Source organism: Streptomyces sp. NBC_01012 (assembly GCF_045162755.1).
Classification (GTDB): domain Bacteria; phylum Actinomycetota; class Actinomycetes; order Streptomycetales; family Streptomycetaceae; genus Streptomyces.
The window spans coordinates 3,535,178-3,561,957 of sequence record NZ_CP108688.1 but is presented as its reverse complement, the minus strand read 5'-3'; the positions used below and the strand labels follow the sequence as shown (position 1 = coordinate 3,561,957).

The 26,780-nt window shown below is 72.6% G+C and carries 17 protein-coding genes, 1 tRNA gene, 1 pseudogene and 1 riboswitch; of the genes and pseudogenes, 10 read left to right on the top strand and 9 right to left on the bottom strand.

What is annotated here, in order from left to right:
* Positions 1-45: 45 nt before the first annotated feature.
* The gene (locus tag OG623_RS15985; RefSeq protein WP_406147213.1) at positions 46-1,386 is read left to right on the top strand and encodes an ABC transporter substrate-binding protein; all 1,341 of its coding nucleotides are present in this window, start codon (positions 46-48) and stop codon (positions 1,384-1,386) included.
* A gap of 24 nt (positions 1,387-1,410) precedes the next feature.
* Here OG623_RS15985 and OG623_RS15980 read toward each other — a convergent pair whose 3' ends face one another.
* Positions 1,411-1,632 carry a hypothetical protein gene (locus tag OG623_RS15980; protein WP_406147212.1) on the bottom strand — a complete coding sequence of 74 codons (222 nt, stop codon included), beginning with the start codon at positions 1,630-1,632 and terminating at the stop codon, positions 1,411-1,413.
* Between the two features lie 111 nt (positions 1,633-1,743).
* Positions 1,744-1,902, bottom strand: a complete 159-nt coding sequence (locus tag OG623_RS15975) for a hypothetical protein (protein WP_406147211.1) — start codon at positions 1,900-1,902, stop codon at positions 1,744-1,746.
* Positions 1,903-2,295: 393 nt separating this feature from the next.
* Between OG623_RS15975 and OG623_RS15970 the strand changes: the two genes are divergently transcribed.
* The 5 genes and pseudogenes from OG623_RS15970 to OG623_RS15950 all read left to right on the top strand — a co-directional run bounded on the left by OG623_RS15970 (position 2,296) and on the right by OG623_RS15950 (position 6,632).
* Positions 2,296-2,369 (top strand) — tRNA-Met (locus OG623_RS15970).
* Positions 2,331-2,657 (top strand): annotated as a pseudogene (locus OG623_RS15965) (TipAS antibiotic-recognition domain-containing protein); the annotation flags it as partial. The gene OG623_RS15970 and the pseudogene OG623_RS15965, both read left to right, overlap by 39 nt.
* A gap of 168 nt (positions 2,658-2,825) precedes the next feature.
* Entirely contained in the window at positions 2,826-3,983 is a 1,158-nt protein-coding gene (locus OG623_RS15960) for a PP2C family protein-serine/threonine phosphatase (protein WP_406147209.1), read from the top strand.
* A gap of 233 nt (positions 3,984-4,216) precedes the next feature.
* Positions 4,217-4,369: riboswitch (cyclic di-AMP (ydaO/yuaA leader) on the top strand.
* 11 nt (positions 4,370-4,380) lie between these two features.
* Entirely contained in the window at positions 4,381-5,424 is a 1,044-nt protein-coding gene (locus OG623_RS15955; protein ID WP_406147208.1) for a M23 family metallopeptidase, read from the top strand.
* Positions 5,425-5,687: 263 nt separating this feature from the next.
* Positions 5,688-6,632: an aldo/keto reductase gene (locus OG623_RS15950; protein ID WP_406147206.1), complete on the top strand. Its 945-nt coding sequence runs from the start codon at positions 5,688-5,690 to the stop codon at positions 6,630-6,632.
* Between the two features lie 105 nt (positions 6,633-6,737).
* Here the strand turns inward: OG623_RS15950 and OG623_RS15945 are convergent, their stop codons facing one another.
* The 4 genes from OG623_RS15945 to OG623_RS15930 all read right to left on the bottom strand — a co-directional run bounded on the left by OG623_RS15945 (position 6,738) and on the right by OG623_RS15930 (position 12,076).
* On the bottom strand, positions 6,738-8,174 hold the full coding sequence (locus tag OG623_RS15945) for a PrsW family intramembrane metalloprotease (protein ID WP_406147204.1): 1,437 nt from the start codon (positions 8,172-8,174) through the stop codon (positions 6,738-6,740).
* Positions 8,175-8,250: 76 nt separating this feature from the next.
* Positions 8,251-9,087: a tRNA (guanosine(46)-N7)-methyltransferase TrmB gene (gene trmB / locus OG623_RS15940; RefSeq protein WP_406147202.1), complete on the bottom strand. Its 837-nt coding sequence runs from the start codon at positions 9,085-9,087 to the stop codon at positions 8,251-8,253.
* Positions 9,088-9,217: 130 nt separating this feature from the next.
* On the bottom strand, positions 9,218-10,468 hold the full coding sequence (gene lhgO, locus OG623_RS15935) for an L-2-hydroxyglutarate oxidase (RefSeq protein ID WP_406147200.1): 1,251 nt from the start codon (positions 10,466-10,468) through the stop codon (positions 9,218-9,220).
* Positions 10,469-10,567: 99 nt separating this feature from the next.
* The gene (locus OG623_RS15930; RefSeq protein WP_406147198.1) at positions 10,568-12,076 is read right to left on the bottom strand and encodes a sporulation protein; all 1,509 of its coding nucleotides are present in this window, start codon (positions 12,074-12,076) and stop codon (positions 10,568-10,570) included.
* Positions 12,077-13,029: 953 nt separating this feature from the next.
* Here OG623_RS15930 and OG623_RS15925 point away from each other — a divergent pair.
* Entirely contained in the window at positions 13,030-15,138 is a 2,109-nt protein-coding gene (locus OG623_RS15925) for an asparagine synthase-related protein (RefSeq protein WP_406147197.1), read from the top strand.
* A 71-nt stretch (positions 15,139-15,209) separates the two neighbouring features.
* Complete coding sequence (locus OG623_RS15920; RefSeq protein WP_406147195.1) at positions 15,210-18,536, top strand: BTAD domain-containing putative transcriptional regulator; 3,327 nt, start codon at positions 15,210-15,212, stop codon at positions 18,534-18,536.
* 50 nt (positions 18,537-18,586) lie between these two features.
* Here the strand turns inward: OG623_RS15920 and OG623_RS15915 are convergent, their stop codons facing one another.
* The gene (locus OG623_RS15915) at positions 18,587-20,599 is read right to left on the bottom strand and encodes a sigma-70 family RNA polymerase sigma factor (RefSeq protein ID WP_406147194.1); all 2,013 of its coding nucleotides are present in this window, start codon (positions 20,597-20,599) and stop codon (positions 18,587-18,589) included.
* A gap of 223 nt (positions 20,600-20,822) precedes the next feature.
* Positions 20,823-21,638, bottom strand: coding sequence for a TetR/AcrR family transcriptional regulator (locus tag OG623_RS15910; protein ID WP_406147192.1), 816 nt, complete (start codon positions 21,636-21,638; stop codon positions 20,823-20,825).
* Between the two features lie 338 nt (positions 21,639-21,976).
* Between OG623_RS15910 and OG623_RS15905 the strand changes: the two genes are divergently transcribed.
* Positions 21,977-23,410, top strand: a complete 1,434-nt coding sequence (locus tag OG623_RS15905) for an NAD(P)/FAD-dependent oxidoreductase (protein ID WP_406147190.1) — start codon at positions 21,977-21,979, stop codon at positions 23,408-23,410.
* A 322-nt stretch (positions 23,411-23,732) separates the two neighbouring features.
* Positions 23,733-25,406 (top strand): SpoIIE family protein phosphatase, encoded by a 1,674-nt coding sequence (locus OG623_RS15900; protein WP_406147188.1) that lies wholly within the window; start codon positions 23,733-23,735, stop codon positions 25,404-25,406.
* Positions 25,407-25,460: 54 nt separating this feature from the next.
* Here the strand turns inward: OG623_RS15900 and OG623_RS15895 are convergent, their stop codons facing one another.
* Positions 25,461-26,777: an MFS transporter gene (locus tag OG623_RS15895; protein WP_406151845.1), complete on the bottom strand. Its 1,317-nt coding sequence runs from the start codon at positions 26,775-26,777 to the stop codon at positions 25,461-25,463.
* Positions 26,778-26,780: the final 3 nt, after the last annotated feature.

Below are 26,780 nucleotides of genomic sequence, written 5' to 3'. Positions count from 1 at the left end.
GTCATATATGAGACGTGATACGAGAGCCAGAGAAGAGAGCCGACCGTGATCAACGCCCGCAACACCCGCCTGGCCGCAGCGATATCCCTGGTGTCCGTCCTGGCCCTCACCGCCACCGCCTGCGGTGACGACGGCAGCGGCATCGCCGGTGCGAAGGGCGCCGAAGGCCCCGGCACCGGGAAGATCGTGTTCTGGGACGAGAACGGCGGTGTCAACACGGAGGTCTGGAAGGAGATCATCGCCGACTTCGAGAAGGCCAACCCGGACATCGAGGTGCAGTACGTGGGCATCGCGTCCACCGACGCCCAGTCCAAGTACGACACCGCCATCCAGGGCGGCGGGCTACCCGATGTCGGGGGTGTGGGCGCCGCGATGGTCGCCGGAATCACCGCGCAGGACGCGCTGGAGCCGCTGGACGACCGGGTCGACGCGAGCTCGCTCAAGGGCAAGCTCAACGACGCGATGGTCGAGAGCGTACGGAGCGCCGCGGGCCGCAACGAGATGTACACGGTGCCGATCAGCGCGACCAACGGTGTCCTCTACTACCGCACGGACCTGTTCAAGAAGGCCGGTCTCGGGGAGCCGGACACCTGGGACGCCTTCTACGAGGCCGCGGCGAAGCTGACGAACCGGAAGAAGAACCAGTTCGGCTACACCATCCGCGGTGGCCCGGGTTCGATCGCCCAGGCGCTGGACGCGATGTACGGGCAGTCGGGCATCGACTCCTTCTGGGACGACTCGGGGAAGAAGACCACGGTCAACGACCCGAAGAACGTCGCGGCGCTGGAGAAGTACGCCGGCCTGTACCGGAAGACCACCCCGGAGGCCGACCTCAACAACGACTTCACCAAGATGGTCGCCCAGTTCGACTCCGGCAGCATCGCCATGCTCAACCACAACCTGGGGTCCTACCAGGACCATGTGGTTTCGCTGGGCGGCGACACGTTCCGCGGGATCCCGCAGCCCGAACTGGCCGACGGGACCCGGGTGATGGTCTCCAACCCGGTCTCCGGCCTCGGTCTGCTCAAGTCCTCCGAGAACAAGGCGGCGGCCTGGAAGTTCATCGAGTTCGCGGCCTCGCACGCGTCGAACTCCAAGTTCAGCGAGTCCGCGGGCCTGATCCCGGCCAACAAGGAGGCCGCCGAGGACCCCTGGCTCGACGAGTCGGAGACCACGCAGCTCGGCGCCGAGGCGCTGTTCTCGGGCGACACCACGATCGTCCAGCTTCCCTACTACCTGCCCGACTGGAACACCCTGTCCAAGGCCGACAGCGAATCGGGCTTCCAGAAGGTGCTGCTCGGGAAGATGAGCGCCAAGGACTTCCTGGACACGTTCGCCGAAGACCTCGACGAGGCCCAGGCGGAGTGGAAGGAGCAGCAGGGCTGACGGATCGGGAGGCGCGCCCTCCCCTCAGTCCAGGCCCTCCTCCCGCAACTCGTACATCAGGAGGAACGTCCGGTAGGTGTCCGCGGACACGTCCATGCAGACGTCCGGCCGGTTGGTCAGCGTCGACGTGTTGTCGAGTGCCTTTCGGCAGGCGGCCACGGTCTCGGCCTCGGACGGGATGTTCGAGATGAACGCGGCGATGAGCAGGACCACCGCGAGGACGACCACACCGATACGGATGCGCATGGTCTCCCAACGACCGCGCGGCCGGGCCGGTCACTCGGGTCGGTCAGCCGGGTCGGTCACAGGCCGGCCGGACGGGCCGGGCGCTCCGGCCGGGTACGGCTTGCCGCCCGGTCATTCGTGGTCGTCGGGGACCGGCGGCAGGTCGGGCTCGACGAACAGGCCCGCGTACTGCGGAGTGGGCAGCGGCGCCGCGGTGCCCGTGTCGGCGGTCGTGACGGCGGACGTGCCGTCGGAGCGCCGCTGGGTCGTGCGGGCAGACGTGTCGGTCATCTCGGGTGTCCTGTACGTAGGTGTGTGGTGAGAGCCCAGTGACCGAGGTGCCGCGACAGAAGCCGGACCGGTCCCGACCGGTAGGGCGAAGAAACGCCGCTACCGGTGCCGCGCCGCTCCGGGGGCGTCCGGATCATCGTGCGGTGCATGCAGACTGTAACCCTCCCAGCACGGCTTTCCCTCGGTATTGCGCGCCCGGCGTGACGGCCGTCGGTGCGCAGAGGGCCCGATGTTCTGGTTTGCGCCCATGTGCCTGACAATTTTCCGGAATGCGGGCCGAGTTGGCGCGTCGTGTCGAGGTCGGAGGGCTGCCGGGCCTGGAGCGAGGCGGGGGCCGCGGACCGTATTGGTCGGAGCGCCGTCCCGGATGGCGTAGAGTTGTCATCACAACGGCGCGGGGTGGAGCAGCTCGGTAGCTCGCTGGGCTCATAACCCAGAGGTCGCAGGTTCAAATCCTGTCCCCGCTACTGAAGACAGAGGCCCGGATCCTTTCGAGGATCCGGGCCTCTGTCGTATGCCGTCGTCCGGCTACGGCGCCTACGGCCAGGAGGCGTACGGGCGCGGCGGCCGGTCTGGCGGCGGGTGACGACGCGGTGCAGGACAGCGCGCGACGGCACAGCGAGTGGCTGTCGGTGACCATGGAGGTCACGCGGGCGCATGTGACCGGCATCGCGGAGATGTACGTCGCCGATTCCCGCTTCGGGAGGAACTACGATCGCCACGGGGACGGAACCGCCGTCTTCGTACGGGACGCACTGACGCTCTACGCGCAGCGCCGGCTCTCCGACCGACCACCGGGGGACGGGGCTCGGCGCGCTCCTCCCTTTGGCCGATGGCGATGCGTCGTTCGGCGCGGCTCCGGCCGGCCTGGGTGGGGCGCGGTACCGTCCGCACCCGTGGGCGGAGCGGGCAGGAGCGAACAGGTGGGGAAGCGGGACGAACGGCGGGGCGGCACGGTCGGGAACTCCCGTTCCCGGCGGTTCGTGCGGGTGCTGCCCGTCCTGATGATCTGCGCCGGTGTGATCTTCGACTTCGCGACGCCGACCGAGGTCACCGCCGTACCGCTCTTCGCCGCGGCCCCGCTGATCGCCGCCCCCTTCTTCTCGCCGGGCGGCACCGCGCGTATCGGCATGGCAGCGACCCTCGTGGTGCTGGTCATCCGGATCTCGTCCGGCGCGCTCGGCGAGGTCGTGCCGCTCACCGACCTCTTCACCCTGGTCACCGTCTCCGTGCTGTCCCTTCTCATCAACCGCGTCGTGCGCCGTATGAACGAGCAGCTGGCCTCGGCCAGGGTCATCGCGGAGACCGCGATGCGCGCGGTGCTCCCGAGGCCCGAGGACCGGGTCGGCGGGCTGCTGGTCGCGGCGCGGTACGAGGCGGCCCAGGCGGACGAGTTCGTCGGCGGCGACCTGTACGCCGTCGCGGACACGCCGTTCGGGGTGCGCCTGGTCCTCGGGGACGTACGGGGCAAGGGGCTGGACGCCGTAGGCGCGGTGGCCGTCGTGATCGGGGCGTTCCGGGAGGCCGCCGAGCGGGATCTGTCGCTCGAAGCGGTGGTCCAGCGGCTGGAGCGGGCGCTGGAGCGTGAGGGCTCGCGGCGGGGAGGCTTCGACACGGTGGAGGGGTTCGTCACCGCCGTCATCGCGGAGATCCCGTCCGGATCCCAGACGCTGCGGGTCATCAACCGCGGGCATCCCGAGCCCCTCGTGCTGCACGGGGACGGGGCGCTCGACGTGCTGACGCCGTCGGCGCCCGCGCTGCCGCTCGGGATGGGGCTCGGCACCTGGACCGACCGGGCGGACGAGTGGACCCTGCCGGCCGGGTCGATGTTCCTGGCGTTCACCGACGGGCTCTCCGAGGCGCGGAACACGAAAGGCGTCTTCTACGACCCGGCGGCCCGGCTGCGCGGCCGGCTGTTCCCCGGGCCCGACGAACTGCTGTCCGCGCTCACCGACGACGTACGGCTGCACACCGGGGGAAGGTCGACGGACGACCTGGCGCTCCTCGCGGTCGGCCGTCCCGCGCACGGTCAGCAGGAGCGGCGGACGACGGTGAAGATCGTGGGGCGGGACGGTGGATGACCCGTCGCGACGGTGTGTAGCCGAAGAACCTCGCTCCGCATAACATTTGACGCACCGTCAGAAACTGTCGGGCGGATGAAGCGCACTCAAGTCGCCCGTTTGCACCCGGTTGACCCCTTAAAGTCCAGGCCGGAGTCCTGACTGATCTATGGGAACAGCTTGGAATCGGACCCGGGTGTCTATTAACGTTCGATAACGCAGCGCGGTTGTACCTGCCGCCGCCAGAGGTGGCACCGCGCGCAGCGCCGAATTCCGCAAGGGAACCGGGGAACCACCTACATGGGGTGAATCGGACACCTGTGTCTCGCGAGAGGCGAAGGGGCCCGTAGGAGACCTTCCTGCTCCGAACCCGTCAGCTAACCCGGTAGGCGAGAAGGAAGGAAAGGAGCGCGCCCACGTGGCGTCCAACAAGCCTGCCCCCGAGGCCCCGTCACCCTTCAGGACCGACAGCTTCGGTGATGAGGACAGGACATGGGAGGAATGGAACCCCGACGAGGAGTCCATCCGTCCCGTACGCGGTCGGCATCGCGTGGCCAAGCAGCGAGGTCTCGCCCGTAGCTCCACCGTCCTCGGCGTCGGCGTCATCGCGGCAGTCGGTGCGGGTGGCATGGCCACCGCGCAGAGCAAGCCGCCGGTCTCCATCTCTCTTCCCGATTCCATCGTGGACAACCTCCCCGACGCCAAGTCCCTTCCCGGCGTCGGCGCGTTCATGTCCCACGACTCCTCCGCGGACCAGGAGGCGGTCGCCGAGACCGCAGCCCCGCTGACCAGCGCGGGCATCACCGCAGCCGAGGCCGACCAGGGCGCCACCGACGCAGGCGAGGCGCTTCGCGCCCGTATCCTCCAGCAGGCCGAGCAGCAGCAGGCCGGGGCCGACGCGGAGGCCAGGGCCGCCCAGGAGAAGGCGGCCGAAGAGGCCGCAGCGGCCGAGGCGGCGAAGCAGCAGAGCGAGGCCGAGGCGAAGGCCGCCGCGAAGAAGAAGGCGGCCGAAGAGGCGGCGAAGAAGAAGGCAGAGGCCGAGCGCCTCGCCAAGCTCGCCGCCAGCTACGCCATTCCGACCTCCTCGTACACCATCACCTCGACGTTCGGCGAGGCCGGCTCGATGTGGTCGTCCGGCTATCACACCGGGCTGGACTTCGCGGCTCCGACCGGTACGCCGGTCAAGGCCGTGCACGGCGGCACCGTGAAGTCGGCCGGCTGGTCCGGCGCGTACGGCTACCGCACGGTCCTGGAGCTCGATGACGGCACGGAGATCTGGTACTGCCACCAGTCCTCGATGGACGTCACCGCCGGGCAGAAGGTCACCACGGGCGACACCATCGGCCGTGTCGGCGCCACGGGCAACGTGACCGGCCCGCACCTCCACCTGGAGGTCCACACCCCGGACGGCTCCGGCATCGACCCGATGAGCTGGCTGCGCAGCAAGGGCCTCACGGTCTGACCTCGGCGGGAGAGCCTGCTCGACCGCGCCGGTGACCGGCGCACCGTAACCCCGGCGGCCCTGACGCACGACCCCCCGACGTCAGGGCCGTCGGCCTGCCCGGATCGGCCTGCCCGGATCGTGAGGCGCCGACGACCGGGTGACGGGACCAGGCGTCGGCCTGACGGGCCGGGTGCGCCCTGACGGGCCGGGTGCGTCCTGACGGGCCCGGTGCGGCCCGCGCATCCGGAATAGCCGCTTCGGTCAACTGGTTGTCGCGGGGTATGACATCTCTGCGCCCGCTCGGTACCTCGAGCCTCCAGGTCTTCCCCCTCTCCCTCGGCGGCAACGTCTTCGGCTGGACGGCCGACGAGAGGCAGACCTTCGCCGTCCTCGACGCGTACACGGCGGCCGGCGGCAACTTCATCGACACCGCCGACTCGTACAGCGCCTGGATCCCCGGCAACCAGGGTGGTGAGTCGGAGACGCTCATCGGCAAGTGGCTGGCGGCCCGTGCCCGCCGCGACGATGTCGTCATCGCCACCAAGGTCAGCGGCCACCCCGACTTCAAGGGACTGTCGGCCACCAACATCAAGGCGGCGGCCGAGGCCTCGCTGCGCCGGCTCGGCACGGACCACATCGACCTCTACTACACGCACCACGACGACGAGAGCGTCCCTGTCGAGGAGATCATCACCGCGCTCGACCAGCTGGTGAAGGCCGGCACCGTGCGGGAGATCGCCGCCTCCAACATCAGCCCCGAGCGGCTCCAGGCCTCCCTGGACTTCTCCGAGCGCGAGGGCCTGGCGCGTTACGTCGCCCTGCAGCCGAACTACAACCTCGTCTCGCGCGACACCTACGAGGGCGCGCTCCAGGACACGGCGGCCGGCGCCGGTCTTGCCGGGGTCCCCTACTTCGCGCTCGCCTCGGGCTTCCTCACCGGCAAGTACCGGCCGGGGACGTCGGTCGAGAGCGCCCGGGCGGAGGGGGCGCGCAAGCACCTGGAGACCGAACGCGGACGCAAGGTGCTGGCGGCGCTCGACAGGATCGCGCAGGAGCACGACGCGGAGATCGCCACGGTCGCGCTCGCGTGGCTGCTCTCCCGGCCGACCGTCGTCGCGCCGATCGCGTCCGCGCGTACGGTCGAACAGCTGCCCGCGCTCGTCGCGGTGGCCGACCTCCGGCTGACCGAGCAGGAGCTGGCGGAGCTCACCGAGGCGTCCGCCTGACACGCTGGGGGCTTGAGGCCCTGAGGGCCCTGACGTCCTGGCACGCTGACGCTCCGACGTCCTGATGGATGCCGTGACGCCCTCCAGGTCCCGGCCCGGATGGTCTCAGGTGGGCGGGCCTGCGTGCCGCCCGCCGTCCTCCAGATACGGGTTGGGCCCGCCGTAGTGCCGGTGCGGCGCCGGGAGGTGCTGCGGCGGCGGGCCGCCGTAGGGGAGCTGACGGGGGAACGGGGGCGGTGGAGGCCGGTGGAGGCGCAGTCGGCCCGTCGCATGGGCCGCATACGCCAGGGCCGGCCTCGCGATGTCCCGGCGGTGCCACAGATGGTGCAGCAACTCCTGCTCGCGGAGGGCGAAGTCCTCTCCCGCACCGTCACGGCGGGCCCTCCGGCGCAGCATGGCCAGGGACGTCGCGAACGACTCGTACTCAGCGACGGCGCGGGCCGCGGCCCTGCCCCGGGCACGGTCCGGGTGGCTGTTCCAGTGCCTGGCCATGTCGCGGGCCATGCCCCGCGCCCTCATCGAGGCCAGCGCGAGCGGCTCCTCAGGGGCCAGCCAGCCGGCTGCCGCGTACACCGGCAGCTCGGTGGAGAGCGTGCGCAGCTCCCGGCGGCGCGCCCAGATCGCCAGCCAGGTCACCAGCCCGAAGCACGGCACCATGAACGCCCCGTACACCGCGTAGAAGCCGTACGGTCCGAACGACGACGAGCCGTTCCACAGGGCGTGCATGCCCATGGCGAGGACGAGTCCGAGCAGGGGCACGAGGACACGGCGCACCCGGTGACGCGCGCCGCCGAGCGCGGCGATGCCGAAGCCGATGCCGGAGAGCACCGTGAACAAGGGGTGCGCGAACGGCGACATCACCACGCGGACGAAGAACGTCCCCGCCGTGACGGAGACGAGGCCCGTGGTGCCGAGCTGCTGGTCCTCGCCGAAAGCGTTGCCCAGATAGAGGATGTTCTCGGTGAAGGCGAAGCCGGTCGCGGTGAAACCGGCGACCACGATGCCGTCGACGATCCCGCCGAACTGCCGTCTGCGGAAGAGGAAGATCAGCAGAACCGCGATGGCCTTCGCGCTCTCCTCGACGACCGGCGCGACGACCGTGGCCCCGAGGGTGTCGGCGCTCCCGGGATCGGCGGTGGCCGTCGCTATCCACCGGGTCGCGAAGGAGTTGGCGATGATCGCCACGAGCGCGGCGGCGCACGCCCCCCAGGAGAACGCGAACAGCAGATTCCGCCACGGTCCTGGATCGACCCGGTCGAGCCAGCGGAACGCCGCCATCAGCAGCGGCACGGGCAGCACGGCGAGCCCCAGCCCCACCAGGAAGCCCTCGCTGCCCGTCTGCCGGCGCACCAGGGCAAGGATCACCAGACCGCAGAGCGCCAGCACGGTGACCACCGCGCCGGCGCGGAACGCCTTGCTGCGCCAGACCATGCCGACGCGGCGGGGCCGGTAACGCCAGTGGCCCCGCTCCGGGACGGCCCCCAGGAACTCGTCGAGCTGCTGCCCCTCGAGAACCGGGACAGCCGGCTGCTGATGCCGCATGGCCCCTTCGTGCACCTGACGACCCTAACGACGGGCACTGACACCTGGCCACGCCGCGACGGCGGGTGGTGGCCGATCAGCGACGGGTGAACAGCACGTCGTGCACGATGTGTCCCTTGTCGAGGCCCTGGCCCTCGAAGCGGGTCAGCGGCCGGAACGCGGGCCTGGGGGCGTACCCGCCGTCCGGCTGGGTGTTCTCGAACAGCGGGTGGGCCGTCAGGACCTCCAGCATCTGCTCCGCGTACGGCTCCCAGTCCGTGGCGCAGTGGACGACCGCGCCCTGCTTCAGCCGCCCCGCCACCAGGTCGAGGAACTCCGGCTGGATCAGCCGCCGCTTGTGGTGCCGCTTCTTGGGCCATGGGTCGGGGAAGTACACCCGGAGCCCGTCCAGCGCCGCCGGCTCCAGCATCTCGCGGAGCAGGATGATCGCGTCGCCGTTGGCGACACGGACGTTGGACAGCCCTGCCCGGTCCGCGAGGCCCAGCAGATTTCCCTGGCCCGGGGTGTGCACATCGACGGCCAGGATCCCGGTGTCCGGGTCGTCGGCCGCCATCTGGGTCGTCGCCTCTCCCATGCCGAAGCCGATCTCCAGGACCACCGGGAGGCCGTCGAACAGGGCCGGGAGATCGAGGACGCCCCGGCCGTCGATGTCCAGGCCCCACTTGGGCCACAGCCGCTGGAGGGCATCCTCCTGGCCGGCGGTCACCCGGCTGCGGCGGGGCTGGAAGCTGCGGATACGACGCTCGTGGTGCGACCCCGCGGGGTCGGCGGCCGGGCCGCCGGGGAAGCGGGGCTCCTGACGCAGCCTGCGCGCGCGCTCGAAGGACGCGGCGCGCCGTGCGTCCGCGTCCGCTGCCGCTTCCGCGGAGGGGGCGCCGGGCGTCTCTGGGGTGGGGTTCAGGGGCTCAGACACAATGCCCTGATTCTAAGGGCTGTCCCCTCGCACCCCGGCGGGCTGATCCCTGGCGGCCCCGGAGGGCCAGGGGACAGTGGATCAGGGGGCAGCGGGCCAGGGGAGGGGCAGCCGGGCAGGGGGCAGCGGGTCAGGGGACAGCCCCTACGGCAGGAGGAACCCACCCCGTCGCGCGGGCCCGCAGCAGGGCCCGCCGCGCCACCTCTCTCCCGAAGGGAAGGGACGCGGTGGCGGCGGGCGACGGGGCGTTCAGCACATGGACCGTGTGCGGGGCGTCCCGGATCAGGAAGTCGTCCACCAGCGTGCCGTCCCGTAGGACCGCCTGGGCCCTGACCCCGGCCGGGGCGGGCCGCAGACCGGCCTCCGACACCTCGGGCAGCAGCCGCTGGACGGCCCGGGTGAACGCGCTCCTCGACAGCGATCTGTGCACCTCACCCGCGCCGTACCGCCAGTGCCGCAGGGCCGTGCGCCAGGAACCCGGCCAGGCCAGGGCGCCGGCCAGCTCGCGTGGACGGACGGCCGCCCCGCCGTGCCCCTCGCGCGTCAGCGCCGGCACGGCGTTCGGTCCGACGAGGACCGTGCCGTCGACGGATCTGACCAGACGGACCCCGGGGAAGGGGGACGCGGGGTCGGGCACCGGATCGACGAGCCCGCGCACCAGCTCGGGCTCGGCCAGCTCGTAGTACGCCCCGCGGAACGGCACGACGCGCACGCCCAGGTCGTCGCCCGCGAGCCGCGCCACCCGGTCGCTCTGCGACCCCGCGCAGTTGACCAGGACGCGGGCCCTGACCACCCGGCCGTCGGCCGTGCGCACCGCGACACCCCAGGGGCGCCGGTCGACGGCGACGACCCGGGCGCCGTGGCGGAGCTGCCCGCCCGAAGCGCTCACCTCGGCCGCGAACCTGGTGGCGACCGCGCCGAAGTCGCACACCCCCGCGGTCCCGACCCGGATCGCGGCCAGGCCGCGCACCCGCGGCTCGTACTCCGCGATCTGGGCGGGGCCCAGCTCCCTGACCGGCAGGCCGTGCGCCCGGCCGCGCTGCACCAGGGCGTGCAGCCGGCGCAGCTCGGCGCTCTCCGTGGCGACGATCAGCTTGCCCGTCACCGCGTGGGCGATCCCGTGCTCCGCGCAGAAGTCCACCAGCTCGGCCGCGCCCCGCACCGTGTAGCGCGCCTTGAGCGAGCCCGGCTGGTGGTGGATACCGCTGTGGATGACCCCGCTGCCGCGCCAGGTCCGCTGCCGGTCCTGGTCCGACTCCTTCTCCAGCACCGTGACCCGGGTGCCGGGCGCGGTGCGCGTGAGCGCGTACGCGGTCGACAGACCGACGATCCCGCCACCGATCACCAGCACATCGCAGTCGTACGCCGCGTGCGTCATCATCACGCCACCTCCCACCCCGATACTGCACTGCCCCACTGACAACGGCCTCGAACCAGGAACGCACCAGGAAAAGACCGGCCCCAGGGCCTCTCGTCCGGATCAGGCCGGGGCGACCAGGAGCGGGCGGGCCCGCTCCCGCAGCTCGGCGACGCGGGGCTCGTCCCCGTACGGCTCCAGGCGGTGCAGCAGGTCGCGTACGTACTCGGTGGTGCGCGCCGATGAGATGCGGCCCGCCACCTCCACCGCCCGCGTCCCGGCCGCACAGGCCGCGTCGAGGTTGCCCGACTCCAGCTCGGCCACCGCGGAGACCACGAGCCGCAGCCCGTGGGAGCGGACGAATTCGTCGGTGGGTTTCGACAGGGCCTGCTCGGTGAAGCGCCGCACCTGGCGGGGGGCCTTCAGGTCGCGATAGCACTCGGCCGCGTCGGCGGCGAACCTGTCGTAGGAGTAGAACCCGAGCCAGGTCGGGTCGAAGTCACCGGCCCTGGAGCGCTCGAGCCAGCTCTCGGCGGCCCGGAGAGCGGCCCCCGCGGCCGGTGCGTCGCCCGCCTTGGCATGGGCGCGCGCCTCCACCAGCCGGAAGAAGCTCATGGTCCTGGCGGTGGCGAGCCCTCGGTTGCGCTCCACCGCGGCCTGGGCCAGGTCCACGCCCTCGTCGGCGAAGCCACGGTAGGTCGCCTGGAGGGACATCGACGCCAGGACGTATCCCCCGAGCGGCACGTCGGCGGCGGCGCGGGCCAGGCGCAGCGCCTGGATGTAGTAGCGCTGGGCGGCCTCCTGCTGGCCGGTGTCGAAGGCCATCCATCCGGCGAGCCTGGTCAGCTCGGCGGATGCGCCGAAGAGCGCCCTGCCCACCTCGTCGCTGTACGAGCCCAGCAGGAGCGGTGCGGCGTCGACCCGTAAGCACTCCGGGACCATGGAGGAACGCCAGTCGCCGCCGCCGTACTTGGAGTCCCAGCGGCGCGCGTCCTGGGCGGCCTCGCGCAGCTTGGTCACATCGCTGTGGCCGACACGCAGCAGCGGTCCCTCCACACCCCCGGCGCCCGCCGTGTCCGGGCCGGGCTGGACGGGGATCGTGCCCTGCGCCCCGGGTGCGCCCTCCGGGCCGATGAGCGCCTCCTGGGCGGGGGCCGTGTCCCGCGCGACCGACGGATCGGCCGGGGTTATGAGCCAGCGGGACGCGGGGGTCGCATAGGCGCTCACCGCGAAGGAGCCCGCCAGTGACTGCCAGATCCCGCCGCCGCCCCGGCGGCCCGCCAGATCCAGCCGGTAGAGATCGGTCGCCGACCGGACCGCCTCGCCCACGTCGCGCGGGAAGGCCAGACCGACCTCGGGCGCCGGATCGGCGTCGGCGAGCCCGATCTCGTGCAGCGGGACAGGACGGCCGAGTTTGGCCCCTATCGCCGCCGCGATGAGATGGGGCGCTGCGCCCTGCGGCACCATGCCCTTGGCGACCCATCTGGCCACCGAGGTCTTGTCGTAACGAAGTGTCAGACCGCGCTGTGCTCCGAGGTCGTTGACGCGCCGGGCGAGCCCGGCGTTGCTGATTCCCGCGAGGGCGAGAACCGTGCCGAGCTTCTCGTTCGGCCCGCGTTGCTCCCTGGACATGCGTCACCCCTCGACACACAGACGGCCGCCGCGTCACCGTCAGGCGCGCGGCATTCGTACCGTGTTCTCCCCAGGTACGGTCCTGGGCACTCCGGCCGCACACGCATTTGGCCGAGCCCCGTGGAATATGCCGCCCTGCTGAGAACATCGGTAAACCCAGCGTAGTTCGCCGCATCCCTACCGTTAAGGGGCAGACCTCCGTATGGCGGGAATGTTGTCCGTGGGGAGCGGGGCTCCGGGCATCGTGCTCCTGATGTGTGGCCGTGCGCCCGGCCGTGCGCTCTGGTTCGGCCGCTGTGCAAGCGCTTCGATGGGTTCTGCGTGGGTCGGCCCGCCGAACTGGACTCGGCGGGCTGGGGGAGACCGCCGCCCCAATCCCCGCGGGCGGCGAACCGGTCCGGGAGGTGACGAACACCTCCCGGACTGTGCGCCGCACGGGCGGGGTTCGGAGAAGAGGGCGTGCCGGTCGGCGCACCGGGGGGATGCGCCGGCCCGCACGTCGCCGGATGCCGCTGGATGTCGCAGGGGGTCCCGGGGTGCCGTCGCGGGCCGTCGGAGGCACGGTCCGTGGGCGGGGAAGAGGTGTTCGGGGCGTGGCCCGGGTGCGCCGCCGTGAGCGAAACACCCGGTTCTGCCGCGAGCGGAGAATGGCTGAATAGTGTCGCTCGGGCAGGGCGTCGGGAGACCGCCCGAGTATGGCCGGATTACGCCTGTTGCGCGGCCAGGCCGAGGTGCGGCCTGTACAGGGGTCCTGCCGCCACAACTCCCGGACGCTCCGCTCTCGTTGCGGAGGCCGTCGCGGAGCCGTGGCCAGGCTCTTGCCAGGGGCGCATGCGCATCCGGTGTGCGCCGCCCGTACCCCCTCCCGGGCGCCGTTGTCGTGGCAGCATGTCCCGCAACGGCGTTCACGTGATCCTGGGGCGCCGGTTCGTCCACAGCCTGTGGAGGCGGCGATGCGTTGGTTGGTGGGGTGGAGCAGTATCGCCGCGAGCTTCGGCACGGTGGGCGCTGTCGGCCACCACGGGGACGGGCGCACCGTCCAGCCGGTGGGCTCCCAACTCCTGTGGGGCGACCCGGATCCGCTGTGGGCCGTGGGCGACTGGCGCCCCGACGAGATCCGCATCATCACGGTCGCGACCCCCGAGGGCGCGCCCACCACCCGGCTCGCCGTCCTCGGCTGCTGCGGGGCCACCGACGAACAGCTCCGCGTCGGGCTGCTCGCCGCGCGCGGCGGGGCGCTGCGCCATCTCACCGCCTGGTCCGGCAGTTACACCGCCGTCGTGCAGATCGGCCGCCGCATCACCGTCGCCGGAGACCTCGCAGGAGCCCGCCCCGTTTTCCACACGCCCTGGGCCAACGGCACGGCGTACGCCACCGCGGCCCTCCCTCTCGCCGACCTCATCGAGGCCCAGCTCGACATCGGCCACCTCGCCGCGCTGCTGGCCTGCCCCGAGACCCCGGAGGCGCTGGGCGACGGCACACCGTACGAAGGGGTGAAGCGGATCCCGCCCGGGCACGCGCTGATCCTCCGGGAGGGCTCGCGCGAGATCACCGGGTACGAGGCGGTGGCCTCACTCGCCGTGGCTGCCCCCCAGACCGACCCGGTGAGTGCCGTCGAAGGCGTGCGGGACGCGCTGGTCGACGCCGTACGCGCACGGCTCATGGCCCCGCGGCACGCCCCGGAGACCCTGCCGCCCGACCCCGGACCCGTCCCCGGCATGGGCCCGGCCGAACGCCGCGCGGCCAGGGGCGCGCCCGTACCCGGCATCGGCTCGGACCTCTCGGGCGGCAGCGCGTCCGCCACCCTCGCCTTGCTGGCCGCGGGACTGCCAGGGCTGCCGGGCACGGTGCTCGGCCACGGCACGGGCGCGGGCGAACGGCTGCTCGCCGTCACCTTCAACGACCTGTCCGTACAGGGCCGCGAGGACGAGCTGGAGCGCGCCAGGTCCATCGCCGCCAATCCCCGGCTGCACCACGTGGTCGTCGCGGCGGGCGAGGAGGCCCTGCCGTACGCGTCGCTGGACGGCCCGCTCACCGACGAACCCGCCCCCTCCCTCGTCGTCGCCGAACGCCACCGCCGCCGACTGGCAGCCGGGAGCGCCGACCACTTCGTCGGCCACGGCGCCCGTCAGGTCCTGGACGCGCACCCCGCGCGGCTGGCCGACCTCCTCATGGACCGGCGCAGGCGCCATATCCTGAGGCCCGTCGCCGCGCTGGCGAGAGCCGAAGGGCCGTCCACGCACTCCCTGTTCGTACCGCTCGCCGTCTACAGGGCCGCCCGCAGACTGGCCCGTACGTCGTACCGCACCGGGCTCGAAACGGCCGCAGCCCTGCTGCCCGACGCCAGGCGTGACACCTCAGGACTCGACACCCCGGCCGACGCGTCCCTCGCCTCCCTCGCCTGGTCACGGCCGGGCCCTGCGGCGCGCTGGCTCACCGGGGAAGCACTGGCGGAAGTATCGGTTCGCCTCCAGGCGGCGGCGATCAGGCCCGCATCGGTGCAGCGCCCCGGGGAGGCCAGGGCCCGTGCCGCCCTGGCCCGGCACGCGGCCGACCAGCGGATCCTGGAACAGGCCGCGGAGATCCGCAGCCAGCGGCTGCATGCCCCGTACCTCGACAACCAGGTCGTACGCGCGGCCCGCGCCCTCCCGGAATCGCTGCGGGTCCAGCCCGGCGCCCGTGCCGCGATCCTGCGCCGGGTCCTCGCAGGCGCCGGTATCCACGACCTGCCGCCCGGCTGGGGCGCCCCGTCGCAGGCCACATCGACCGCCGCGGGACGCATCGGTCTGCGGACCGCCCTGCCGGACCTGATCGCCCTCTTCGACGCCCCGCTGCTCGCCGAGGCGGGCCTGATCGAGGCACGCGTCGTACGCAAGGCGCTGCGCGCCGCCGCCGAGGGCGAGCCCCTGCCCCTGGACGGCCTGGCCGAACTGGCGTCCACGGAGCTCTGGCTCCGCCGGCTGGTCACCCGACGGGGCACCTGCTGGACCGGCACGGCGGCCCCACGGCAGCGAGCGGTGGCCGGCGGCGTCGTCCCGGCGCGCCGCACCCTCCAGTCGTAGCGCCCCACTCGCGCCACTTGCCCACCGCCCGGGCACAGCGGGACACGATCCAGCCGGGACACAATGGCCGTGTGCGGTATCTGATCCTGGGCGTCACCGAGGCGCGAGACGAACACGGCGGGGAGCTGCCCGTCGGCGGCGCGCGGCTGCGCACCCTGCTCGCCGCACTCGCCCTGCGCGCCGGGCGGCCCGCGACCGTCGCCGCGCTCATCGACGACGTATGGGACGACGACCCCCCGCAGGACGCCCCCGCCGCCCTCCAGGCCCTCGTCAGCCGGCTGCGGCGCGTCCTCGGCAGGGAGACGGTCGCCGGGACCCCGGGCGGCTACCGGCTGGCCGCCGGCCCCGACGACATCGACCTGTGCGTCTTCGAACGGCTCGCCCGCAGGGGCGCCGCCGAGCTCGACGCGGGCACACCCGAGGCGGCGGCCCGTACCCTGCGCGAGGCCCTCGCCCTGTGGCGCGGTCCCGTGCTCGCCGACCTCCCCGGGCGGGAACACGGGATCCAGGCCGAGGCCCACCGGCTCACCGCGCTCCAGCAGCGCATCGAGGCAGACCTACGGCGCGGGGCCACCGCGGGCCTCGTACCGGAGCTCAGAGAGCTCACGGCAGCCCACCCGTACCACGAGCCGCTGCGCGCCCAGCTGTTGCGCGGCCTGCGTGCCGAGGGCCGGCAGGCCGATGCGCTCGTCGCGTACGAGGATGCCCGCCGCGCTCTTGCCGACGGGCTGGGCACCGATCCTGGACCGGAGCTCACCGCACTCCACCGGGAGCTCCTCGGCGCCGGGGAGTTCCTGGGCGCCGGGGAGCTTCTCGGCGCCGGGGAGCCGAGCGCGCCGTCCCCGGACGACGACCCGCACAGGAGCGAGGGCAGGACCGAGGACATGAGCGAGGGCGTGAGCGAGGGCAACATCCGCCCCCGGCTCACCTCCTTCGTCGGCCGCGAGCCCGAACTCCGCGACATCCGCTCCGACCTGTCCCACGCCCGCCTCGTCACGCTCACAGGCCCCGGTGGCTCGGGCAAGACCAGGCTGGCCGAGGAGGCAGCGGCCGGGCAGGGCGCCTGGATCGCCGAACTCGCCCCGCTGGACGACCCGTCCGCCGTCCCGGGAGCCGTGCTCTCCGCCCTCGGCCTGCGCGAGACGGCTCTCCTGAAGGGCCGCCCCCGCGACGGGCAGGCCCCCGGCGCCGACCCCACCGCACGACTCGTCGAGCACCTCGCGTACCGGACACGCCAGGGCCCCTTCCTCCTCGTGCTCGACAACTGCGAGCACGTCATCGCGGCGGCCGCGACCCTCGCGGAGACCCTGCTGACACACTGCCCACGGCTGCGGATCCTCGCCACCAGCCGTGAGCCCCTCGGCGTACCGGGCGAGGCCGTGCGCCCTGTCGACCCACTGCCGCCGGAACCCGCGCACCGCCTGTTCGCCGAGCGCGCCCGTGCCGTGCGGCCTGACTTCGACCTCGGTGCCGAATCCGCCGACAACCCACGGGCCATCGCCGAGATCTGCCGCAGACTCGACGGGCTCCCGCTCGCCATCGAGCTGGCCGCCGCCCGGCTCAGGCTGCTCACCCCACGCCAGATCGCGGACCGGCTCGACGACCGCTTTCGGCTGCTCTCCAGCGGCAGTCGCACCGTGCTGCCCCGTCAGCAGACGCTCAGGGCGGTCGTGGACTGGTCCTGGGATCTGCTGTCCCAGGAAGAGCGGACCGTGCTGCGGCAGGTCTCCGTCTTCGCCGGCGGCTGGGACCTGGCCGCCGCCGAAGCGCTGGCGGGCCCGGATGCCGCCGTCCTGCTGGGCGCGCTCGTCGACAAGTCACTCGTGGTCGCGGCGCCCGTGCACGACGCCGACGGCACCCGGATGCGCTACCGCCTCCTGGAGACCATCCACGAATACGCCTCGGAGCAGGCGGCCGGCGCGCCCGCCGTCCGGGAGGACGCCGCAACGGCCCACGCCGCGTACTTCACCGCGGTGGCCGAGGAAGCCGATCCGCAGCTGCGCTCCGACGGCCAACTGCCGTGGATCCGGCGCCTGGAGACGGACCTCGACAACATCCGCGCCGCCCTGCACCGCACCGTCGTCGCCCACCCCAGCGAGGAGGAGGCGCTGCGCCTGGTGCTGGCCATGGGCTGGTTCTGGTGGCTGCGCAACTTCCGCGCCGAAGGCCTGGCCTGGGCCGACCGCACCGCCGCCATCGGCGAGGACCCGCAGGACCGGGCCGACCCCCGCTACTGGCCCCGCATGCACCTGCACATGCTGCGGTTCTTCCTCGCCGCCGAGAGCCGGCCGGTCGGCACCATCCACGAGGACGAGACGTTCCAGGCCCTGGTCGGCCGCGTGACCGAGGTCTTCGGCGAGGGCGGCCCTGAAGCCGCACGCTTCCCCGGCCTGTTCTGGCCGATGACCGCGTACATGCGCCGTACCCGCACGTCCGACCTGGGGGACAGCTTCGACGCGGCCGTCGCCAACAGCCGTGTGCACGGCGGTGTCTGGGAGTACGCCGTCATCCTGATGTTCCGCACCCACATGCTGGTGGACACCCCCCTCGGGATGACAGCGGGCATCGACGAGGACCTCGCCGAGCTGCGCGTACTCAGCCGCCGGATCGGCGACCGCTATCTGCGCGCCCAGGTCGCGAGCGCCGCCGGCGAGGCGGGAATGATGCGCGGGAGGTACGAGGAGTCACGTGCGGCCTACCAGGACGCGCTGGAGCTCGCCCGCGAGGTGGGCGCCCATGCCGAGGCTCCCTTCCTGGTCGCCCGTCTCGCCGAACTCTCCTACCGGGCCGGGGACCTGGACGCGGCGACGAAGGGCCTGGACGAGGCGGAGGCGGAAGCGGAACGCCAGCATGTGATGGACGCCGGTGCCTACATCGACTTCCTGCGGGCCTCCGTCGCACTGGCGGCGGGCGAGATCCCCCGGGCCCGCCGGTACGCGGACGCGGCGGGCGGCGCCGACGCGTACGGCAGCAGGCCCCCGCAGTTCGAGGCGGCGCTCATGGCGCTCTCGGCCGGCATCAGCGTGTTCGAACCGTCCGGCGGGGCCGCCGAGGGGCTGCGTGGGGTGACCGGGGCGCTGCGTCTGGCCGTGTCGTCCGGCTGCGCGGAGAACTTCACCGCCTACCTGGCGGAGTCTGCCGTGACCGTCCTCGTACGGCTGGACCGGTACGCGGCAGCGGCCCGGATCCTCGCGGCGGCCGGGACCTGGCGCCTGAACGGCCCTCGCTCCGCCCTTGAGGAGGACCAGGTGGCTGCGGTGGCGGCCCAGCTGCGGACGGCTCTCGGACACCGGCGCTACGCGGAGGAGAGCGCCCTGGGGAGCGGCCTGACGTCTCAGGAGGTCGTGGACCTGCTGGACCAGCTGGTCGAAACCGCCGGGGACCTCAGCGGCAACTGATGCGTGACTCCGGGGAGCTCAGCTGCAACTGATGCGTGAGTCCGGGGAGCTCAGCTGCAACTGATGCGTGACTGCGCCCAGTCGGCCAGCGCGACCCCGCCCAGCGGCCCCGACGGCTCCACGACGAGCCGGATCGCGTCCACGCCCTCGATGCCGACGCCCACCGGTACGGCGGGCTCGTTGCCCCGGACCACGGGGGACTGCCACAGCCGCGCCCCCGCGTCGTCGTACACGGAGAAGCGCACGGCGCCGATCCCCAGGGTCAGGTCGTCCACCCCGGCCATCGCCTCGTAGCGGGTGCACTTCCGGTTGAGCTGGACGGTCACCGAGGAGCTGGAGGGGGCGGTCACACCGTGCGCGTACGTCGTGGACGCGATCGACAGCCCCTGGCGCTGCCAGAACACACCGCGGCTGCGGCCGAGCACGATCTCAGGACCCGTGTGATCGCCGGTGAGTGAGTACGCCAGCTCGTTGACCTGGTAGACCTCCGGCGCGGGCGGCGGCTCCTTCGGCGGGGGCGGGGTCGGGGTGGGGGTCGGCGAGGGCTTCTTCGGAGGTGTCGGCCTCGGGGTCGGCGTGGGTGTGGGTGTCGGGGTCGGAGTGGGCTCAGGGGCGGGCGGCGTCTTCGCCGCGGGCGTGGCGGGCGGGGGCGGCGGCTCCGGACTCGGCGTCGGCTCAGGAGCGGGCGGGGGAGTGGGGGCGGGTGCCGCGGCCGGCGGCTTGGCCACCGGCTTCTGCTCGGGCGCGGGCCGGTCGTCACCGACCAGTGCCCACACCAGACCGGCGGCGACCGCCAGGGCCACCGCGGCGGCGATCCCGGCCTTCACCGGAGCGCCGAGGCCCTCCGACGCGGCGGCCCCGCCTGCCGCGCCGCTCCCGGAGGACGCGCCTCCGGTGGCCGCAGCGGCGGCTCCGGCACCGGCGGCCCCCGCTGCGCCGCCGGCCACGATGCCGGCCGCCTTGAGCGAATAGCCCGCGGCGAACCAGCCGATGACGGCGATCGGAAGAACGGCCGGAATCCCGGCGTTCACCCGGTCCAGCTCACCGGCGGCGATCCGGCACTTCGCGCACTCGTCCAGATGCTTGCGCAGCCCGCGTTCCGCCCGGGTGCGCAGGCCTCCCCTGGCATGGGCGCCGAGCCGGTCGGCGTACTGCGCGCAGTCACCGCCCGCTGTCAGCGACTGGCTGACATGGGCCTGCAGGTAAGCCTGCTTGAGGCCTTCGCGGGCCCGGACGGCGAGAACCGCCGTGGCGTTGGCCGTCAGACCGAACAGGGGGGCGACCTCGCTGGGCGACTCCTCCTCCACCGTGGTGTGCCACAGCACGGCCTGCCAGCGCTCCGGCAGGCTGCGGAACGCCTGCATGGCCATCGACCTGTCCGCCTCGTGCATGGCCCGCACATCGGCGCCCAGATCGAGGGTGTCGGTCTCCGAGAGACCGGCGGAGCGGGTGGCCTGCGCGGCGAACACCGCGAAGTCGTCGACGAGATGCTCGCGCTTCGCGCTCCTGGTCCACGCGGCGGCGACATGCCGGACGGCCGTCATGAGGTAGGCACGGACGGCTTCCTCCGGCCCCTTACCGCCGCGCACCGCCTGCAGTGTCCGCGCGAACACCTCGGCCGTCAGGTCGTCGGCGGTGTGCGCGTCCCGGCAGCAGGTACGGGCATAGCGGCGCACCGCGCCGGAGTGGCGGCGGAAGAGCTCCTCGTACGCCTGGTCGTCGCCCTCGCGCATCCCCTGGATCAACTGGGCGTCGGAGGGGCCGAGGTCGGCCGATCCGGCGCGACCCTCACGTTGCAGCGGGACCGCGTACACGGAGTCGGTGTACGCGCTGTCGGTGTTCACGGCGTCCGTCGCGCCGGGCTGCGAGGGCGTCCCGTCACCGGCGGACGCGGGCGGCCACGGGCCGGGCAGCACGGTGCCACCCTCGGCGGAGCCGTCCGGCCGCACGTCCTCCCCGGAACGCTCCGGAGACGACTGGCCCTGCGGCGCCACTCCGCTGCTGCCCTTGCCCGTGGCAGCGACACCGTCGGACGGTTCTTGCTGCTGCGCGTCACCGCTCATCGCGGAGCCCCCGTAATGCACCCTCGGACCCTGAATTCCCGGGCAACAGTGCCACAGAGCCATGGCACGGCGAACCCCGGAGCGCAAGCAACCACTCGTCCGGGGTGTCTTCCGGTCCCCCGGGGGGTGATGTCACCCGGACGGGGAAGGAGCAACGCCCCCTGCCCGCACGGGTGTCCGAGATGTTCGGGCGACGGAGCCGCTCCCGCCGGCCACGGAGTGCTTATGCCTGATGCGGCCGCAGACCCTCCAGCAGGATGTCCAGCAGCCGGGCCGACGCAGCGGCCTGGTGGGCCGGGTCGGGCAGAGCCGGTGCCGCCGTGGCGATGACCAGCAGCACATCGCCCACCGTCACATCACCCCGCAGCTGACCCGACTCACGGGCCCGGTCCACCAGCCTGCCCACGACCTCCAGCAGCTCGGCAGCGCCCGGGTCGTCGTCGAGCCCCTCCTCCTCCGACGAGGGGGCACCGACCACCCGGAGTCCGGGCTGGTCCACTCCCTGCCGCTGATACGGGACACGCGTCTCGCTGTCGGCCGTGCTCATGCCCGCCGCCGCCTCGGCCTGGTCGTCCGCCTCCGCGCCGACGCGCAGCACCTGCGGCGGCAGCAGCCGGCCCGCGCCCGATGCCACCGAGGTCCGCAGGAAGCGGGAGAGTGCCGACCACGGCTCGTCCTCGTGGCCGAGGGCGGAGCGCGCCTGGTCGGTCAGCCGGGCGGTCTCCTCCTCGGCTATCCGGCGCACCAGCACGTCCTTGCTCGGGAAACGGCGGTAGACCGTCCCGACACCGACCCGCGCGCGGCGTGCCACGTCTTCCATCGGCGCGCCGTAACCCAACTCGCCGAACACCTCGCGCGCGGCGCGCAGGACGTGCTCGAGATTGCGCTGTGCGTCCACGCGGAGCGGTGCGGACCGGGCGGTGGGGCCCGTCGCTCCTGCCGCCGCGACCGTACCGACCGCTGCCACGGGGCTCAGCCGCCCGTGGTCCTCATCTGTGGAGGAGACAGCGCTCGGCCCATGCAAATCCTGAATGTGCATAACTTCCCCCGGTTATGACGTCTCCCCCCGGAGACTTCCCCGCCTGTCGGTCGGGGTGTGGACCTCAGTCCGAATCCGACACCCCAACGGGGTACGAACATAGTTGAGCCCGGGTCAATTCAGAAGGGGGTAGTTCCGCACGGAGCGCCCCCCGATCGGAGCAAGGACCGGTTGGACCCTGATTCGCCCCCTCTCCTTCACCCCTTCCGCCCCACCTGACCTGCACAGCTCCGGAGACCGGCGAGGACCGCGGGCCGCGGGGCGGCGGAGGAGCTCCGGTCACACAATTTGCCGGGCCTGTGGACAAACTCCGGACTCCGTTGCGTCATGGGATGGTGATGGCACCAGATTCCCGGGGGGCACCCCCCGGCACCCGGCCAAGTGCGCGCATTCTCGTCGTCGGCGGCGGCTACGTCGGGATGTACACCGCGCTGCGTCTCCAGCGGAAGCTCCGGCAGAGACTGAAGAGCGGTGAGGCCGAGATCGTGGTGGTCACCCCCGAGCCCTATATGACGTACCAGCCGTTCCTGCCCGAAGCCGCCGCCGGTTCGATCTCGCCGCGCCATGTCGTCGTGCCCCTGCGCCGGGTACTGAAGTACTGCACGATCGTCATCGGCGAGGCGGAGCGCGTCGACCACGCCAAGCGCACCGCGACCGTAGCGACGCTCGCCACCGGCGAGGACGGCACCGGCGCCCTGGAGATCCCGTACGACGAGATCGTCCTCGCGCCCGGATCCGTGTCGCGCACCCTGCCCGTCCCCGGCCTCGCCGACTTCGGCATCGGCTTCAAGACCGTCGAGGAAGCCATCGGGCTCCGCAACCACGTCATCGAACAGATGGACATCGCCTCGGCCACCCGGGACCCTGCCATCCGTGACGCCGCCCTGACCTTCGTCTTCGTCGGCGGCGGATACGCCGGTGTGGAAGCGCTCGCCGAGCTCGAGGACATGGCCAGGTACACCTCGCGCTACTACCACAACATCAAGCCCACGGACCTGAGATGGATCCTGGTCGAGGCGACGGGGCGCATCCTCCCCGAGGTCGGCGAGGCCATGGGCAGGTACGCCGTCAGGGAACTGCGGGGCCGCAACATCGACGTACGGCTCGACACCCGCCTGGACAGCTGCGAAGGCCGGGTCGCCGTGCTCAGCGACGGCTCACGCTTCCCGACCCGCACCCTGGTGTGGACCGCGGGCGTCAAACCCGCGCCGATCCTCGCCGCCACCGACCTCCCCCTCACGGAGCGCGGCCGCATCCGCTGCACCGCCGCCCTCTCCGTCGACGGCACCGAACATGCCTGGGCCGCCGGTGACGCCGCGGCCGTCCCCGACCTCACCTCGTCCGAGCCCGGCACGGACACCGCGCCGAACGCCCAGCACGCCGTGCGCCAGGCCAAGGTCCTCGCCGACAACATCGTGGCCACCCTCGCGGGACGGCCGGCCACCGACTACCGGCACTCCTACGCCGGATCCGTCGCCTCGCTCGGCCTGCACAAGGGCGTCGCCCATGTCTACGGGCGCAAGCTCAAGGGATATCCGGCCTGGCTGATGCACCGCGTCTACCACCTCAGCCGCGTACCCACGTTCAACCGGAAGGCGCGTGTCCTTGCCGAGTGGACCCTGGCCGGACTCTTCAAGCGAGAGATCGTCTCCCTCGGCTCGCTCGAACACCCGCGTGCCGAATTCGCCCTCGCCGCCCGGGGACACGCGCACCCGGGCCCGCCGGACGACGCCCCGCCGAAGAACGGCAGGCCACCGGGCACGTCCGGCTGATCCGCCGTACGCCGCCCACCGGTACGCCCCTGGAACGCCCGCAGTTCAGCGGATGGACCGACCGCCGTACGGCAACTGTCAGTACGGCCGATCACACTGGACGTGTGACCATAGGTGGGCTCACACCTGCGCAGAGTCACCCGGCAGGCAGTCACCTGAAGTGACCGGCAGCGACGGCCACCAGCACGAAGAAGCCCCGGCCCCCGGCACCCCGACCCCGCGTGAGACATGAGAAGCGGACGGGGAACCACCGGCCGGCAGGACCAGCAGAAGAAGCAGCTCGCCCGAGCGGACCAGACCGACACACGAGGCCAGAAATTCCGTGAACTTCACGCGCTGGAGCGCCCGCCTTCCCGGAACGCAGCGCCGAGCCGCCGCGCGGGACGACCAGAGTTCCGTACCCGCTGCCCGCGCCGAGTCCCTACGGCCCAGGACCGCGGCCACACCACCGGACGAGGCCTCGCAGCCCCCGGCCGCCGACCCCTCGCCGGAGGCCCTGCCCGCCGGAGAGCTCCTCGGGCGGCTGCCCGCCCCCGTCGCGCTGCTCCACGGCTCCGAGCACCGCATCACCTATGTCAACGCCGCATACACGGCGGCCTTCGGCCCACGCCCCTGCGGCGCGACCGCGGCCGAGGCCATGCCCGAGCTCGCCGAGCTCAGCCTGCTGCCTCTCATGGACCAGGTCCTGCGCAGCGGCACTCCCCGCACGGTCAAGTCCCGCAAGGTCCTGGCGGGCAGCTCGTACACGGTGACCTGCACCCCCGTGGCCACCGGCAGCCCGGACGGGCCCGAAGGTGAGGCGGGCGTCCTCGTCTACGCCACCGATGTCACCGACCACGCCGAGGCGGCGGAGAGGCTCCGCGCCAGCGAGCGCCGCCACCGCGAAACGGCCGTCACCCTCCAGCGCTCCCTGCTCCCGCAGGATCTCGAACAGCCCGACGACCTGCGCATCGCCGCCACGTATCAGCCGGGCGGCACGGACGCCGCTGTCGGCGGCGACTGGTACGACGTCATCACCCTCGGCGCCGGCCGGACCGCGCTCGTCATCGGCGACGTGATGGGACGCGGTGTGCGGGCCGCCGCCGTCATGGGCCAGCTGCGCACCGCCGTCCGCGCCTACGCCCGCCTCGATCTGCCGCCGCACGAGGTGCTTCAGCTCCTCGACGTACTCGCCGCCGAGATCGACGCCAGCCAGATCGCCACCTGCGCCTACGCCGTCCACGACCCGAACGAGGGCCATCTCGTCTACGCCTCCGCCGGGCACCTACCGATCGTCGTGTGCGACGAGGACGGCACCGTCCACCGCGCCGAGGACCCGACAGGACCGCCGCTCGGCACGGGAGGTACGGGAGGCTGGGTCCACACCTCGGGGACGATTCCCCTGCCGCCCGGCTCCACGGCCGTCCTCTACACGGACGGCCTGGTCGAACGCCGCAGCGAGGACATCGACGAGGGGGTGGCCTCCCTGGAGCGCGCACTCTCGGGCGCCAAGGGATCACCTCAGGTCGTCTGCGACCGGCTCATCCGTTCCCTGGGTGTCACCGCGGAGCACGACGACGACGTGGCGGTCCTCGTGGTCCAGCACCCCGCCCGTACGGGTGCGAGCGCGGAGCTCTTCCACAACGCCTCGCTCGAACTGCTCGGCGGCATCGAGGCCGCCCCCAGGGCCCGTGCCTTCGCCACGGGCGTCCTGACGTCCTGGCGCTTTCCCATGGAGCTGTGCGACCTGGGGGTACTCGCCGCGAGCGAGCTCGTGGCGAACTCCCTCCAGCACGGCACCCCGCCCATGCGCCTCGGTCTGCGCCGGACCGACCGCCGCCTGATCATCGAGGTGACGGACGGGGACGACCACCTGCCCCGGCGCCGCCGCGCCGAACCCGCCGACGAGGCGGGACGCGGCATCTCCATCGTCGCGACCATCGCCTCGTCCTGGGGCAGCCGCCGCACCCCGGGCGGAGGCAAGGCGGTCTGGTGCGAATTCGCGCTCCCGGGCTGAGCTCGCTATCGGCGCGCGGTCTCTCGGCGCGCGGTCTCTCCGTGCAACGGCCTCTCAGCGCACGGTCTCCCCGTGCACGGTGGTGGGCGCGGCGACCGCGGGACCGCTCTCCGGCAACGACACGGCAACCACCCGGGACGGCACCGCCGCGAGCGACGGATTGTCCTGCACGGGGGTCAGCCGGCGGCCCAGCCTGAGCGCCAGCACGGTGACAGCCAGCGAGAACAGCACGAACGTCACGACGTACGGCCCGTGCAGCGCGGCGCCCATGGGACCGCCCACGGCAGGCCCGACAGCCAGGGCAAGCTGCTTCACCAGGGCGAACGCCGAGTTGTACTGACCGACCATGGCCTGGGGCGCCAGATCGGCGACCAGCGGCGCCACCGTCGGTGACAGCATCGACTCACCCAGCCCGAACAGCGCGTACGTCGAGATCATCGCAGCCGTCGCCATGGTCTGGCTGCCGTGCCCGAGACCCGCGTATCCCGCCACGATCCAGGCGAAGGCCCAGATCAGACCGACACCCGCGATGACGCGGCTGCGCCGCCGACGCTCCACGAGACGGAGCACCACGAACTGCGCGACGACGATGACGGCCGTGTTGGCCGCCAGCGCGATGCCCAGGGTGGACGGATCGATTCCGGCGGCCTCGGTGCCGTAGGCGGCGAGACCGGACTCGAACTGGCCGTAGCAGGCGAAGAAAATCACGAAGCCCAGCACGCACAGCTGCACCATGGCCCGGTGCGAGAGCAGCACCCGCAGCCCGGCCTTCGGCGCTGAGCCGTCGGCGGGCACAGGAGCGGCGAGGGAGGGGGCACGCGGCATGCGTACCGTTACGGCGACCACGCCGAGCACCACGAACATCGCAGCTTCGATGAGGAACAGCAGGGTGAAGCTCGACGGCCTGTCGACGTCCACCAGCTGTCCGCCCACCAGACCACCGATGCCGAGCCCGAGGTTCTGCAGGAAGAACTGCATGGCGAAGGCGCGTGTGCGGGTCGAGGCGCTGGAGCACCAGACCAGCATCGTCGCGAGGGCCGGCTGCATGACAGCGGTGCCCGCGCCCAGGACGGCGGCGGAGAGCACGGCAGACGTCACACCGCTCGAAACGCCCAGCGCACACGCGCCCACGGCGGACGCGGCGGCGGCGACGATCAGCACCGGCAGGGGACCACGCCGGTCGATGGCCCTGCCCGTGAACGGCAGCACGGCCAGCGCCGCCATGGCGAAGACAGCCAGTACGACACCTGCCGTACCGGCACCGAGATCCCGCACCTGCGCCACGTAGACGTACAGATACGGGACGGTGAATCCGAGGCCGAACGCGCTCAGCGCGCTGCCCAGCTGGATCCGCCGCAGCGCTGCACCCATCTC